13 protein-coding genes are annotated in these 14038 nt (G+C 64.1%); 5 read left to right on the top strand and 8 right to left on the bottom strand.

Going from position 1 to position 14038, the window contains the following annotated elements; genetic code table 11:
* Positions 1-5: 5 nt before the first annotated feature.
* The 4 genes from CAG44_RS12690 (at position 6) to pdxH (ending at position 5386) form a co-directional block, all read left to right on the top strand.
* A complete protein-coding gene (locus tag CAG44_RS12690) occupies positions 6-2240 on the top strand; it encodes a beta-galactosidase (protein ID WP_085692258.1) in 2235 nt (744 codons plus the stop codon).
* A gap of 257 nt (positions 2241-2497) precedes the next feature.
* A complete protein-coding gene (locus tag CAG44_RS12685) occupies positions 2498-3643 on the top strand; it encodes a serine hydrolase domain-containing protein (protein WP_085692257.1) in 1146 nt (381 codons plus the stop codon).
* A 99-nt stretch (positions 3644-3742) separates the two neighbouring features.
* Positions 3743-4720, top strand: coding sequence for an OmpA family protein (locus tag CAG44_RS12680; RefSeq protein ID WP_085614187.1), 978 nt, complete (start codon positions 3743-3745; stop codon positions 4718-4720).
* A gap of 18 nt (positions 4721-4738) precedes the next feature.
* The gene (pdxH, locus tag CAG44_RS12675; protein ID WP_025340364.1) at positions 4739-5386 is read left to right on the top strand and encodes a pyridoxamine 5'-phosphate oxidase; all 648 of its coding nucleotides are present in this window, start codon (positions 4739-4741) and stop codon (positions 5384-5386) included.
* Positions 5387-5514: 128 nt separating this feature from the next.
* Here pdxH and CAG44_RS12670 read toward each other — a convergent pair whose 3' ends face one another.
* On the bottom strand, positions 5515-5748 hold the full coding sequence (locus CAG44_RS12670; protein WP_085590189.1) for a hypothetical protein: 234 nt from the start codon (positions 5746-5748) through the stop codon (positions 5515-5517).
* A 146-nt stretch (positions 5749-5894) separates the two neighbouring features.
* On the opposite strand from CAG44_RS12670, the gene CAG44_RS12665 reads away from it, so the two are divergent.
* The gene (locus tag CAG44_RS12665; protein WP_013973925.1) at positions 5895-6359 is read left to right on the top strand and encodes a glycine zipper 2TM domain-containing protein; all 465 of its coding nucleotides are present in this window, start codon (positions 5895-5897) and stop codon (positions 6357-6359) included.
* 69 nt (positions 6360-6428) lie between these two features.
* Here CAG44_RS12665 and nhaA read toward each other — a convergent pair whose 3' ends face one another.
* From nhaA to livH, 7 genes are all read right to left on the bottom strand, one after another.
* Positions 6429-7604: a Na+/H+ antiporter NhaA gene (gene nhaA, locus CAG44_RS12660; RefSeq protein ID WP_085590187.1), complete on the bottom strand. Its 1176-nt coding sequence runs from the start codon at positions 7602-7604 to the stop codon at positions 6429-6431.
* Positions 7605-7916: 312 nt separating this feature from the next.
* Positions 7917-9524 carry an NAD(P)/FAD-dependent oxidoreductase gene (locus tag CAG44_RS12655; protein WP_046614721.1) on the bottom strand — a complete coding sequence of 536 codons (1608 nt, stop codon included), beginning with the start codon at positions 9522-9524 and terminating at the stop codon, positions 7917-7919.
* Between the two features lie 103 nt (positions 9525-9627).
* Positions 9628-10275, bottom strand: a complete 648-nt coding sequence (locus CAG44_RS12650) for a COG3650 family protein (RefSeq protein ID WP_371916771.1) — start codon at positions 10273-10275, stop codon at positions 9628-9630.
* A gap of 49 nt (positions 10276-10324) precedes the next feature.
* Entirely contained in the window at positions 10325-11026 is a 702-nt protein-coding gene (locus CAG44_RS12645; RefSeq protein ID WP_013973921.1) for an ABC transporter ATP-binding protein, read from the bottom strand.
* Positions 11027-11794 (bottom strand): high-affinity branched-chain amino acid ABC transporter ATP-binding protein LivG, encoded by a 768-nt coding sequence (livG, locus tag CAG44_RS12640; protein ID WP_025340358.1) that lies wholly within the window; start codon positions 11792-11794, stop codon positions 11027-11029.
* Entirely contained in the window at positions 11791-13047 is a 1257-nt protein-coding gene (locus CAG44_RS12635) for a high-affinity branched-chain amino acid ABC transporter permease LivM (RefSeq protein ID WP_025340357.1), read from the bottom strand. Before CAG44_RS12635 ends, livG begins: the two co-directional genes overlap by 4 nt.
* Complete coding sequence (gene livH / locus CAG44_RS12630) at positions 13044-13967, bottom strand: high-affinity branched-chain amino acid ABC transporter permease LivH (protein ID WP_025340356.1); 924 nt, start codon at positions 13965-13967, stop codon at positions 13044-13046. The genes CAG44_RS12635 and livH overlap by 4 nt, the downstream gene beginning before the upstream one ends.
* Positions 13968-14038 lie beyond the last annotated feature (71 nt).

The following is a 14038-nucleotide window of genomic DNA, read 5'->3' as shown; positions in this document are numbered from 1 at the left end:
GCCTTATGGTCCGCCGTACCCTGCCCGCCATTTTCGCCCTGTTGTTCAGCTCGCCCTTGCTGGCTGGGCAGCAGACGCTGTTCAGCTTCGTGCGCCCGGCCTCGGTGGTCAACGTGGCGACCGAGGATGCCGGCATGCCGCAGTACAACGCGGAGCAGACGGCCGAAGGCGAAGTGTTGCGGCGCGTGGTGTTCAACCCAGCCCAGCGGCCGACCCTGCGGCTGAGCCCGCAAAGCGGTGTGTGGGACTGGTCCGGCGGTCAGTTCCTGACCTTGCGCCTGCAAAGCGCGATGGATTGGGCGCTGACCGTGGACGTCATGGTGCAGGGCAGTGATGGCCGCACGTTGACCAGCCGCATCGACCTTCCGGCCGGTCCTGCGCAAACCGTGATGGTACCGCTGACGGCCAGCTCGCCGCTGAGCCAGGGCATGCGTGCCGGCCCGCCCATGCCCTGGAACCATGGCGGCCAGCGCCTGCTGCTGACCAGCAGCGCCGGCGCGGTCGACCTCAAGCAGGTGACGTCGGTCAGCCTGAGTATCCCCAACCCCAAGGTGGCGCAGAACCTGCTGATCGAGCGGGTCGGAATCCAGGATGACGACCAGGCCTACAAGGCGGCCTACCATGAGCTGATCGATGCCTATGGCCAGTCCACCCGCGGCCATTGGCCTGAAAAGGTTGCCAATGACGAGCAGCTCAAGGCGGCCGATGCACGCGAGCAGCAACAGCTCAAAGGCTGGCTGGCAGAGCGTGGCAAGCAGCAGCTGGATGCATACGGTGGCCTCCTGGCCGGGCCGGCGTTCGAGGCCAAAGGCTTCTTCCGCACCGAAAAGCGTGACGGCCGCTGGTACCTGGTAACGCCCGAGGGGCATCCATTCTATTCCCTGGGGGTGAATGCCGTGGCCGCGGATGGCGGGCGTACCTACGTCGCCGGGCGTGAAGGGATGTTCAAGGCGTTGCCGGGCGAGGGTGATGCACTGGCCGCATTCTATGGCGAAGGCAACAACGACGACGGCAACCCCTCGTCGCAAGGACGCAACTTCAAACAGGGGCGCTGGTTCGATTTCTATGCCGCCAACCTGCAGCGCACCTATGGCAAACCCTGCCCGCCTGCGGTAGAAGGGCAGCCGGCCAACTGCCCACCATTTGCGCTGGATACCGCCCGCTGGCAGGCGCATGCGCTCGACCGCCTGCAGGCCTGGGGTTTCAACACGGTCGGCAACTGGAGCGAGCCGGCCCTGGGCCAAGCCAGGCGCATGCCGTACACCTTGCCGCTATCGATCGTGGGGGATTACGCCAGCATCAGCACCGGCATGGACTGGTGGGGCCGCATGCCCGACCCGTTCGACCCGCGTTTTGCCATGGCTACCGAGCGCGCCGTGGCCATTGCCGCCCGCGATCACCGTGACGACCCCTGGCTGATCGGCTATTTCGCCGACAACGAACTGGCCTGGGCCGCCCCCGGTAGCGACCCGAAGGCGCGTTACGGCCTGGCCTACGGTACCTTGCGCCTGACCACCGATGTACCGGCCAAGCGCGCCTTCCTCAAGCAGTTGCGTGACAAGTACCGCAACCAGGAAGGGCTGTCCAAGGCCTGGGGCATCGAGCTGACCGCCTGGGAACTGATGGAGGACCCGGGCTTCGAGGCACCGTTGCCCGACCCGGAGCACCCGGAAATCGAGCGTGACTACCAGCACTTCCAGCAGGTGTTCGCCGAAACCTACTTCAGGACCATTGCCGACTCGTTGAAGTGGCATGCGCCCAATCACCTGCTGCTGGGGGGCCGCTATGCCGTCAGCACGCCGGAGGCGGTCAAGGCCTGCGCAGAGTTCTGCGATGTGCTCAGCTTCAACTTCTATACCCTCAAGCCGCAGGATGGCTACGACTTCGCCCGCCTGGCCGAGCTGGACAAGCCGGTGTTGGTGTCCGAGTTCCAGTTCGGCTCGCGCGATCGCGGGCCGTTCTGGCCGGGGCCGCTGGAAGTGGCGCGGGAAGAAGACCGTGGCCCGGCCTACGGCAACTTCCTCAAGGCGGCCCTGGCGCAGCCGATGATCGTTGGCGCGCACTGGTTCCAGTACCTCGACCAGCCGGCCAGCGGCCGCCTGCTCGATGGCGAGAACGGCCACCTCGGGTTGGTGGCGATCACCGATATGCCATATCCGGGGTTTGTCGATGCCGTGCGCAAGAGCAACTTGCAGGCAATGAGCCAGCTGCGCGCCCAACTGGAAAAACCGGCGCCCTAGCAACCGGCTGACGCGGTCTGGTGTAGGAGCGGCCTTGTGTCGCGATGGGCTGCGCAGCAGCCCCGGCAATTTGTGCATTGCGGCTGAGATCTTGGGGCTGCTGCGCAGCCCATCGCGACACAAGGCCGCTCCTACAGGAGCACCGTTCCTCCTGGCTACCATTCGTCGCGACCACTTGGCCCAAGCCAGTTTGCAAAACACGCAACTACTGAAACAATGCACACCATTTTCGGAATTGGTCGTACGGAGAACAGCGGGTGCAGATCCAGGGTCACTATGAGCTGAAGTTCGAAGCAGTGCGCGAAGCCTTCGCCGCGCTGTTCGATGATCCCCAGGAGCGTGGCGCCGCGCTGTGCATCCAGGTTGGTGGCGAAACCGTGGTCGACCTGTGGGCCGGCAGTGCCGACAAGGACGGCCAGCAGGCCTGGCACAGCGATACCATCGCCAACCTGTTCTCCTGCACCAAGACCTTCACCGCTGTCACCGCCCTGCAACTGGTCGGCGAGGGCAAGCTGGCGCTCGATGCGCCGGTGGCCAACTACTGGCCCGAGTTCGCCCAGGCAGGCAAACAGGCGATCACCCTGCGCCAGCTGCTCAGCCACCGTGCCGGCTTGCCGGCCATCCGTGAGCTGCTGCCGGCCGAAGCGCTGTATGACTGGCAGGCCATGGTCGATGCGCTGGCTGCCGAAACGCCCTGGTGGACACCCGGCACCGAGCACGGCTATGCCGCCATTACCTACGGCTGGCTGATCGGCGAGCTGATCCGCCGTGCCGACGGCCGTGGCCCCGGCGACTCGATCGTGGCCCGTACCGCTCGGCCGTTGGGGCTGGATTTTCATGTCGGCCTGGCGGACGATGAGTTTTATCGCGTGGCGCACATCGCCCGTGGCAAGGGCAACGCCGGGGACGCTGCGGCGCAGCGCCTGCTGCAGGTGACCATGCGCGAGCCCGAGGCCCTGTCGACCCGTGCCTTCACCAACCCGCCGGCGATCCTGACCAGTACCAACAAGCCGGAGTGGCGGCGCATGCAGCAGCCAGCGGCCAATGGCCATGGCAATGCACGCAGCCTGGCGGGCTTCTATGCCGGGTTGCTGGACGGCAGCCTGCTCGAATCCGAACTGCTCGACGAACTGACCCGTGAGCACAGCCACGGCCAGGATCGCACCCTGCTCACCCAAACCCGTTTTGGCCTGGGCTGCATGCTCGACCAGCCCGACGTGGCCAATGCCACCTTCGGCCTCGGGGCCCGCGCCTTCGGCCACCCAGGTGCCGGTGGCTCGGTCGGTTTCGCTGACCCGGAACACGATGTGGCCTTCGGTTTCGTGGTCAATACCCTCGGCCCTTATGTGCTCATGGACCCGCGAGCCCAGAAACTGGTACGCGTCCTTGCCAGTTGCCTTTGATCGGGTAATGCGGGTGTTGCCCCACCCCTTTGACTATCCTCAATGCCAACGCCTGAAAGGCGTAGGCAAAATTTCTTTCTATTTCATGGTGTATCGCTGATGTCTTCACACAAAACCTTAGCACTCGCCCTGTGCCTGACCGCCGTTACCGGCTGCGCCAGTCACCCCCAGGACGGCTCGAAGGACAGCGCCTCGAGCTGGTGGCCCTTCGGTTCGGACAAGGTTGCCGAGCAGGAAGTGAAGCAAGCCGTCACGGAAAACGTGGCCAAGGCCGACGCCAAGTCCGACAACGCCAGCCGTTGGTGGTGGCCGTTCGGCGGTGAAGAGAAGCAGGCAAAGGGGCCGGTGGTACCGAAGATCGACCAGAAGGCCACCCAGGCCTGGCTGGACGAGTACGAGCCCAAGCTGCGTGAGGCGATCAAGGGCAGCAAGCTGGAACTGGAGCGCCGTGACAACGTGCTGGCCGTAACCATCCCGGTGGACAGCTCGTACAACCCTGATCGTCCGAACATGCTGCTGCCGATGACCCTGGGCCCGATCACTCGTGTGGCCAAGACTGTCGAGGGCGATGCCAAGACCGCCGTGCTGGTGCTCGGCCATGCCGACAGCAGCGGTGTCGCTGCCGCCAACCAGAAGCTCAGCCTGGAGCGCGCCGCTTCGGTGTCGGCCATTTTCCGCCTCAGCGGCCTGCAGCGTGATCGCCTGAACCTCAAGGGTATGGGCTCGGAAATGCCGCGCGCCGCCAACGACAGCGCCGAGGGCCGTGCCCTGAACCGCCGTGTGGAAATGCTGCTGACCCCGCAGAACACCATGGTCGCCCTGCTGGCCAAGTACCAGCAAGCCGCCCCGGCGCGGGCCCCGATGGTGGCGGTGCAGGACGTCAAGGCGCCTGCCGCCAAGCCTGCCGACAGCAAGCCGGCCACCAAGGCTGCTGCGAAGAAGCCTGTAACCAAAGCCAAGGCCAAGGCGCCAGCCAAGACCACGGCCAAGAAAAAAGCCGCGCCGGCCAAGCCCGTCGCCAAGAAAGCTACCACTGACAAGAAAGTAGCTGCCAACAGCCCTGCGAAGACCAACTGATCGTCAAGGAACGCAGCAATGACCCAATCCCTGGCCGATATGCGCCGCGACTACACCCGTGATGGCCTGGCCGAAGCCCAGGCCCCGGGGGAGCCGTTCGCCCTGTTCCACCAGTGGTTCGCCGATGCGGTGAAAACCGAGCAGGTACCGGTGGAAGCCAACGCCATGACCTTGGCCACTGTCGATGGTGAAGGCCGCCCTCACTGCCGTATCTTGCTGCTGAAGGGGCTCGATGAGCGTGGTTTCACCTTCTTCACCAACTACGATAGTGCCAAGGGCCAGCAACTATTGGTAAACCCTTTCGCCGCCATGACCTTCTTCTGGCCGGCACTGGAGCGCCAGGTGCGCATCGAAGGGCGGGTGGAAAAGGTCACGCCCCAGGAGTCGGACGCCTACTACCAGGTGCGCCCGTTGGGCAGCCGCCTGGGGGCCTGGGCTTCGCCGCAGAGCCAGGTGATTGCCGGCCGTGAGGAGCTGGAGGGGCTGGTCAAAGCCACCGAGGCGCGCTTCTCCGACACCCAGCCGCATTGCCCGGAACATTGGGGTGGGTATCGTTTGCTGCCTGAACGCATCGAGTTCTGGCAGGGGCGGGCCAGCCGCCTGCATGACCGACTGAACTACCGACTGGTGGATGGGCAGTGGCTGCGGGAGCGGTTGGCGCCCTGAGATTCCGGGGGCTGCTGCGCAGCCCATCGCGACGCAAGGCCGCTCCCACAGGTACAGCGCAGACCCAATCTGTGGGAGCGGCCTTGTGTCGCGAAAGGGTCGCAAAGCGGCCCCAGCAATCTCCAAGGCTACCCCGGATACCCCGCAGCCTCCCGCTCCAACCACCCCGCCAACTGCTTGCGCCCCACCTTCTCCACCCGCGCCTGCTCCAGCCTTTCCAGCATATACGTGCGTTTTGCAGGGTCCGCCCCAGCCAGCGACAACGCCAGGTCACGGTCCATCCAGCGGCGCATGCGCACATACAGCCACCAGTGGAAGTACAACCCCGCAACGGTGGTGACCACGACGATGAAGTAATCCATGGCTATCCTTGGTCTCACTTGAAAGGCCTCGACACAGCCACGCAGGCTGTCCCTTGGCTGAATGAAAACAATTTTATTACGTTTGTACCGTGACAGCCGTCAACGTGCAGCGTCTAATGAGCACCTGACTTATGGAGACTTTACCCATGCGTAAATCCGCTTTGCTGGTGGCGACCTTTACCACCATGTCGCTGTTGCTGGGTGGCTGTGCCTCGAGCCTGACCGGTGACAGCTACTCCCGTGATGAGGCCCGCCGCGTGCAAACCGTGCGCATGGGCACCATCGAGTCCCTGCGCCCGGTCAAGATCGAAGGCACCAAGACCCCGATCGGCGGTGGTGCTGGCGCCATCGTCGGTGGCGTGGCCGGCAGCGCCGTGGGTGGGGGCCGTGGCAGCATCGTCGCCGCCGTGATTGGTGCCGTTGCCGGTGGCCTGGCCGGTTCCGCCGCCGAAGAAGGCCTGACTCGTACCCAGGGTGTCGAAATTACCGTGCGTGAGGATGATGGCAGCATGCGTGCCTATGTGCAGGCCGTGCAGCAGAACGAGATCTTCCGCGTTGGCGACCGCGTGCGCATCATGACTGTCGATGGCACCAGCCGCGTCACGCACTGACCGTAGCCCAACAAGACAAAACCCCGACATGGCGCTCGCCAGTCGGGGTTTTTTCACGCTGCGGCCAGGTCAGCCGACGTTGGGCTTGCGGCTGGCCATGGCGGTTATCGCATAGCCGATCACGGCGGCGAAGAACGAGCCGGTGAGAATACCCATGCGGTCCATTCCGGCGTAATCGCTGCTGCCAGGCACAAAGGCGAGCGAGCCAACGAACAGGCTCATGGTGAAGCCGATACCGCAAAGTATTGCCACGCCCAGCAATTGCCCCCAACTGGCGCCTGCAGGCAGCGCGGCCAGGCGCAGCTTGACCGCGACCCAGGTCAGGCCGAAGACACCCACGGTCTTGCCCAGCAGCAGCCCGACGGCGATGCCCAGTGGCACCGGGTGGGTGAAGCTTTCTACGGTCATGCCTGCCAGCGATACACCGGCATTGGCGAAAGCGAACAGCGGCAGGATGGCGTAGGCGACCCAAGGATGCAGGGCGTGCTCCAGGGCGAGCAGTGGCGAGCGTTCGGCATGGCGCGTGCGCAGCGGGATGCACAGGGCCAGGGCAACCCCGGCCAAGGTGGCATGCACACCGCTCTTGAGCACGCAGACCCACAGGATCAGGCCAACGACCATGTACGGCCCAAGCTTGACCACGCCAAGCCGGTTCATGGCCACCAGCACTACCAGGCAGGCGGCGGCCAGCAGCAGCGACACGCTCGACAGGGTGCCCGAGTAGAAGAGGGCAATGACGATAATCGCACCCAGGTCGTCGATGATCGCCAGGGTCATCAGGAACAGTTTCAGCGACACCGGCACGCGCTTGCCCAGCAAGGCCAGTACGCCAAGGGCGAAGGCGATGTCGGTGGCGGTGGGGATCGCCCAGCCGGCCACGGCCGCCGGGTTGTCACGGTTGATGAACCAGTAGATCAGTGCCGGTATCACCATGCCGCCCACGGCGGCGGTGGCAGGCAGTATCACCTGGGAGGGCTTGGACAGGTGGCCGTCGACCACCTCGCGCTTGACCTCCAGGCCGATGAGCAGGAAGAACAGGGCCATCAGGCCGTCGTTGATCCACAGCAGCAGCGGTTTGGCGATGTGCAGCGCGCCGACCTGGACGGCGACGGGGACGTCGAGCAGGCCGCTGTACAGGTAGGACAGCGGCGAGTTGTTGATGACCAGGGCCAGGATGGCCGCAGCGATCAGCAGCAGGCCGCTGGCGGCTTCGAGCTGGAAGAAGCGGGTGAACAGGCTACGCACGGGCTATAGGCTCTCCATGAGCAGTTGACGATGGAACGGGCGTACACCCTAGCCTGTGACGATATGCTTTCAAACAAAAACTATATTCGTTTTTGTTATATGTTGTTACTGGCTGGGCTGAGGGAAGCCTAGATGCAGATGGGGAAGGAAGGGGGAGGGAGAGTCTGATCTCTGGGTTGGATAATTCTGATTCCTGTCAGGGCCTATTCGCGGGCTTGCCCGCTCCCACAGGTACCGCGCCACATTCAGATCTGGCGCGGCACCTGTGGGAGCGGGCGAGCCCGCGAAAGGGCCTTGGCAGGCAATAAAGGCTCAGAGACCGAGCATATCCCGCGCCACCGCCTCGGCGATACGAATGCCATCGACACCTGCCGACAGGATCCCGCCCGCATACCCAGCCCCTTCACCCGCCGGGAACAGCCCCTTCAGGTTCAGGCTCTGGAAGTCCTCACCGCGGGTAATTCGCAGCGGCGACGAGGTGCGGGTCTCGATCCCGGTCAACACTGCATCATGCAGGTTGTAGCCCTTGATCTGCCGGTCAAACGCCGGCAGTGCCTCGCGAATGGCCTCGATGGCGAAGTCCGGCAGGCTTGGCGCCAGGTCGCCCAGGGTCACGCCCGGTTTGTAGGACGGCTCGACACTGCCCAGCGCAGTCGACGGCCGGCCGGCGACGAAGTCACCTACCAGCTGCGCCGGTGCCTGGTAGTTGCTGCCGCCCATCACATAGGCGTGGGCTTCCAGGCGCTCCTGCAGCTCGATGCCGGCCAGCGGGCCGCCCGGGTAATCGCGTTCGGGGTCGATGCCGACGACGATGCCGGAGTTGGCGTTGCGCTCGTTACGCGAGTACTGGCTCATGCCGTTGGTAACCACCCGGCCTGGCTCGCTGGTGGCGGCGACCACGGTGCCGCCCGGGCACATGCAGAAGCTGTACACCGAACGGCCGTTCTTGGCGTGGTACACCAGCTTGTAGTCGGCGGCACCAAGTTTCGGGTGACCGGCGTACTTGCCCAGGCGCGCCTTGTCGATCAGCGTTTGCGGGTGTTCGATGCGGAAACCCACCGAGAACGGCTTGGCTTCCATGTACACGCCCTTGGCGTGCAGCATGCGGAAGGTGTCGCGGGCACTGTGGCCCAGGGCCAGCACCACATGGCGCGAGTGCAGCTGTTCGCCGCTCTCCAGCACCACGCCGGTCAGCTGCCCATCCTCGATCAGCAGGTCGGTGACCTTCTGCTGGAAGCGCACTTCGGCGCCGAGGGCGATCATGTCCTGACGCATCTGCTCGACCATGCCGGTGAGGCGGAAGGTGCCGATGTGTGGCTTGTTGATGTACAGGATCTCGTCCGGCGCACCGGCCTTGACGAACTCTTCCAGCACTTTGCGGCCGTGGTGCTGCGGGTCCTTGATCTGGCTGTACAGCTTGCCGTCGGAGAAGGTACCGGCGCCGCCTTCGCCGAACTGCACGTTGGACTCGGGGTTGAGCACGCTCTTGCGCCACAGGCCCCAGGTGTCCTTGGTGCGCTGGCGCACTTCCTTGCCGCGCTCGAGGATGATCGGCTTGAAGCCCATCTGTGCCAGCAACAGGCCGGCGAAGATGCCGCACGGGCCGAAGCCGACCACGATCGGGCGCTCCTGCAGGTCGGCAGGGGCCTGGCCGACGAACTTGTAGGTCACATCTGGCGCCGGGCCGATGTTGCGATCGTCGGCGAACTTGCTGAGCAGTTCGGCTTCGTTGCTGGCTTCCAGGTCGATGGTGTAGATGAACAGCAGTTCGCTGTTCTTCTTGCGCGCATCGTAGCTGCGCTTGAACAGGTTGAAGCTGAGCAGTTGCTCGTCGCGGATGCCCAGGCGCTGGACGATGGCTTCACGCAGGGCTTCGTCGGGATGGTCCAGGGGCAGCTTCAGTTCGGTGATTCGTAGCATGGCAGGGTCCAGTATCCCGGCCATGGGCGGCCGGCGGCTTTACACAAACCGCCAAGTATAAGCTGTTCGCCGCCCCGACTGGCAGGATAAAAGCGCCCGGCGATCAGTTGTCGCGCGCACCGCCGTAGTAACCGCAGCCCTGCAGGGTCTTGCCGTCGATGCGCAGTTCGGCGCGCAGGTGGTGGATGGCACCGGTGGCGGTGTCTACGCAGCGTTGTGGCGCGACCCACAGCTCCACGTGCTGGCCGTTGGCTTCGCTGGTCAGGGTCAGGCCGCCGCCGGGCACTTCTTCTTCCAGGAAGGGCAGGGGCAGGGGGTCCTGGCCGACGCGGTTGAGCACCATGCCTTTGCCACTGGCCTTGATGTCCCATTCCGGCTCATGGCCGTTGGCGCGCAGGGTCAGCTGTTTGAAGTTGGGGTCTTCACAAGCGCGGGTGGAAGGTTCCAGGCGGTACAGGCGGCGAACTTCCAGCTGGCCGTCGTTGTTGGCCTGCCTGCTGCCGGTGAGGCGGCCACGGACGTCGGCGAACAGCTTGTCGTTGGCGTCCTTGGCGAGGTTGGCGGCCTCCTGCAGGATGCCGGTGGCGGCGACGTCGTTGATCACGAAAGTGCGGTTTTCGCTGCACGGCTTGAACAGCAGCTGGCCACCGGCAGCACGCAACTCGCCCTGCATGCGCGTGGTGCCGATGTTCGGGTCGCTGGGGGCGTCAGCCATGAGCTGGCAGCCGGCGATAGGGCCAGTACAGGCAATACATTTCTGACAGGTAGAAAAAAGGGCCAGTAGATGGCCCTTTTCCCGGTCAACCCCCCAGGTACGCGTCGCGTACCTTCGGGTCGGTCAACAGTGCTTCCCCAGTACCCTGCATCACCACCCGGCCGTTCTCCAACACATAGGCCCGGTCAGCGATCTTCAGCGCCTGGTTGGCGTTCTGCTCCACCAGGAACACCGTCACGCCATCACGGCGCAGCTGTTCGATGATGTCGAAGATCTGCTGGATGATGATCGGCGCCAGGCCCAGCGAGGGCTCGTCGAGCAGCAGCAGCTTGGGTTTGCTCATCAGCGCCCGGCCAATGGCGAGCATCTGCTGCTCGCCACCGGACATGGTGCCGCCACGCTGGATATAACGCTCCTTCAGGCGCGGGAACAGCTGCAGCACCTTGTCCAGCTGCTCCTGGTAATCGCCCTTGTCGGTGAAGAAACCGCCCATCGCCAGGTTTTCCTCGACGGTCAGGCGGGAGAACACGCGGCGGCCTTCCGGCACCACCGCGATGCTCTTGCGCATGATGTGCGAGGACGGCTGGCCGACCAGTTCTTCACCCAGGTACTTGATGCTGCCGCTGTGCGCCTGCGGCGAGCCGCACAGGGTCATCAGCAAGGTCGACTTGCCGGCACCGTTGGCGCCGATCAGGGTAACGATCTCGCCCTGGTTGATCTCCACGTTGACGCTGTGCAGCGCCTGGATCTTGCCGTAGAAGGTGGAAACGTTCTCGAACTTCAGCATTTACGCTTCCCCCAGGTAGGCTTTGATCACGTCAGGGTTGTCGCGGATCTCTTCCGGCGTGCCGTGGGCCAGGGGGGTGCCCTGGTTGATCACCACGATATGGTCGGAAATGCTCATCACCAGCTTCATGTCGTGCTCGATCAGCAGCACGGTGACGTTGTGCGACTCACGCAGGTAGGCGATCAGCGCCTTGAGGTCTTCGGTCTCCTTCGGGTTCAGGCCCGCTGCCGGTTCGTCGAGCATGATGATGCGCGGCTGGGTCATCATGCAGCGGGCGATTTCCAGGCGGCGCTGCTGGCCGTAGGCGAGGGTGCCGGCGGTACGGTTGGCGAACTCGGTCAGGTTGACCTTCTCCAGCCAGTACTGCGCGCGCTCCATGGCCTCCTTCTCGCTGCGGCGGAAGTTCGGGGTCTTGAACAGGCCCGCGAAGAAGTTGGTGTTCAGGTGGCGGTGCTGGGCGATCAGCAGGTTTTCCAGCGCGGTCATTTCCTTGAACAGGCGCACGTTCTGGAAGGTCCGCACCACGCCCTTGCGGGCGATCTGGTGCCCGGCCAGACCCTGGATCGGCTGGCCATCGAGCAGGATGGTGCCGCCGCTGGGCTTGTAGAAGCCGGTCAGGCAGTTGAACACCGTGGTCTTGCCGGCACCGTTCGGGCCGATCAGTGCCACCACCTGTTTTTCCTTGACGGTCAGGCCCACGCCGTTGACCGCCAACAAGCCGCCGAAGCGCATGCTCAGGCCGCTGACTTGCAGAATTTCGCGGCTCATCGACGCAGCTCCATGTGTGGACGTTGCATAGGCAGCAGGCCTTGCGGACGCCAGATCATCATCAACACCATCAGCGCACCGAACATCAGCATCCGGTATTCGCTGAACTCACGCATCAGCTCGGGCAGCAGGATCATCACGATGGCCGCGAGGATCACGCCCAGTTGTGAGCCCATGCCGCCGAGCACGACGATGGCGAGGATGATCGCCGACTCGATGAAGGTGAACGACTCCGGCGTCACCAGGCCCTGGCGCGCAGCGAAGAAGCTGCCGGCGAAACCGGCGAAGCAGGCGCCCAGGGTGAATGCCGACAGCTTGATCACGGTCGGGTTCAGGCCCAGTGCACGGCAGGCGATCTCGTCTTCGCGCAGGGCTTCCCAGGCGCGGCCGATCGGCATGCGCAGCAGGCGGTTGATCACGAACAGCGCCAGCAGAGCCAGCAGCAGGGCCACCAGGTAGAGGAAGATGACCTTGTTGATCGAGTTGTATTCCAGCCCGAAGAACTCATGGAAGGTCTGCATGCCCTCGGCGGCACGGCGTTCGAAAGTCAGGCCGAAGAGCTCTGGCTTGGGGATGTTGCTGATGCCGTTGGGGCCGCCGGTCCAGTCGGTGAGGTTACGCAGGAACAGGCGGATGATCTCGCCGAAGCCGAGGGTCACGATCGCCAGGTAGTCACCGCGCAGGCGCAGCACCGGGAAGCCGAGCAGGAAGCCGAAGGTAGCGGCCATCAGGCCGGCGATCGGCAGGCATACCCAGAAGCTCCAGCCCAGGTAGTGCGAGAGCATGGCGTAGCTGTAGGCGCCTACGGCGTAGAAGCCGACGTAACCGAGGTCGAGCAGGCCAGCCAAACCGACCACGATGTTCAGGCCCAGGCCCAGCAACACGTAGATCAGGATCAGCGTGGCAATGTCGACCGCACCGCGCGAGCCGAAGAACGGCCACACCAGTGCCGCGACGATCAGGCCCATGATCACGTAGCGCTGGGTTTTCGGCAGGGTCAGGTAGTTGCTGACCGCCGGCGGGATCAGCTTGCGATCCGAACGGCGGCCCATTACCGAGTTCCACTGCTTGTCGAACAGCACGCGCAGGAACATCAGCACCGAGCACAGGGCAATGATGCTGAGGTTGAACGAGCCCTGGCTGTGCACGGACAGGCTGATGCCGTCGATGCTCAGTTTCAGGCCCAGTACCGGGAAGGCCACGGCCCATACCAGCAAGGCGCTGAAGAACGCCTGTTTGAGATTTCTGTTCATACTTTTTCAACCTCCGGGCGGCCCAGGATGCCGGTCGGCCGGAATAGCAGGACAAGAACCAACAAGCCGAATGCCACCACGTCCTTGTACTGGTCGCCGAAGATATCGGCACCGAACGCTTCGGCCACGCCCAGCACCAGCCCGCCGAGCATGGCGCCCGGGATGCTGCCGATGCCACCCAGCACCGCTGCGGTGAAGGCCTTCAGGCCCACCAGGAAACCGGCGTTGGGGTTGATCACCCCGTACTGCATGCTCAGCAGCACGGCCGCCACCGCCGCCAGGGCGGCACCGATGACGAAGGTGAGGGCGATGATGTTGTTGGTGTTGATGCCCAGCAGGTTGGCCATCTTGATGTCCTCGGCACAGGCGCGGCAGGCGCGGCCCAGGCGGGAACGGGAGATGAACAGGGTGAGGCAGGTCATGGCCACCAGGGTGACCACGAACACCAGGATCTGCATGTAGCTGATCAGTACTTCCTCCGCGCCGCCCGGCCCGAACGAGAAGCTTCCGGGGATCAGGTTGGGGATGGACTTGTCCTTGGAGTCTTGCGAAAGCAAGACGGTGTTCTGCAGGAAGATCGACATGCCGATGGCGGAAATCAGCGGGATCAGTCGGTTGCTGTTGCGCAGGGGGCGGTAGGCAACCCGTTCGATGCTGTAGCCATAGGCACTGGTGACGAAGATCGTCGCGACGAAGGCGACGGTCATCAGGATCGGCAGCGAATGGATACCCATCATGGCCAGGCCCGCCAGGGCGATGAAGGCCACGTAGGAACCGATCATGTACACCTCGCCGTGGGCGAAGTTGATCATGCCAATGATGCCGTACACCATCGTGTAGCCGATGGCGATCAAGGCATAGGTGCTGCCGATGGTCAATCCATTAACCAGTTGTTGGAAGAAATGGTAGATCTCAGGCATTACAGCGCTCCTAAAAACCTGATTTGCATTTCGCTGGCGGGGGTAGGCCAGGAAACCGCGGGTGACGGTTT

Origin of the sequence: Pseudomonas sp. B13(2017) (genome assembly GCF_002113245.1) — a bacterium.
Taxonomy (GTDB): Bacteria; Pseudomonadota; Gammaproteobacteria; order Pseudomonadales; family Pseudomonadaceae; genus Aquipseudomonas; species Aquipseudomonas putida_Z.
The sequence above is the reverse complement of the archived record's forward strand: the minus strand, read 5'-3'. Positions and strand labels throughout refer to the sequence as shown.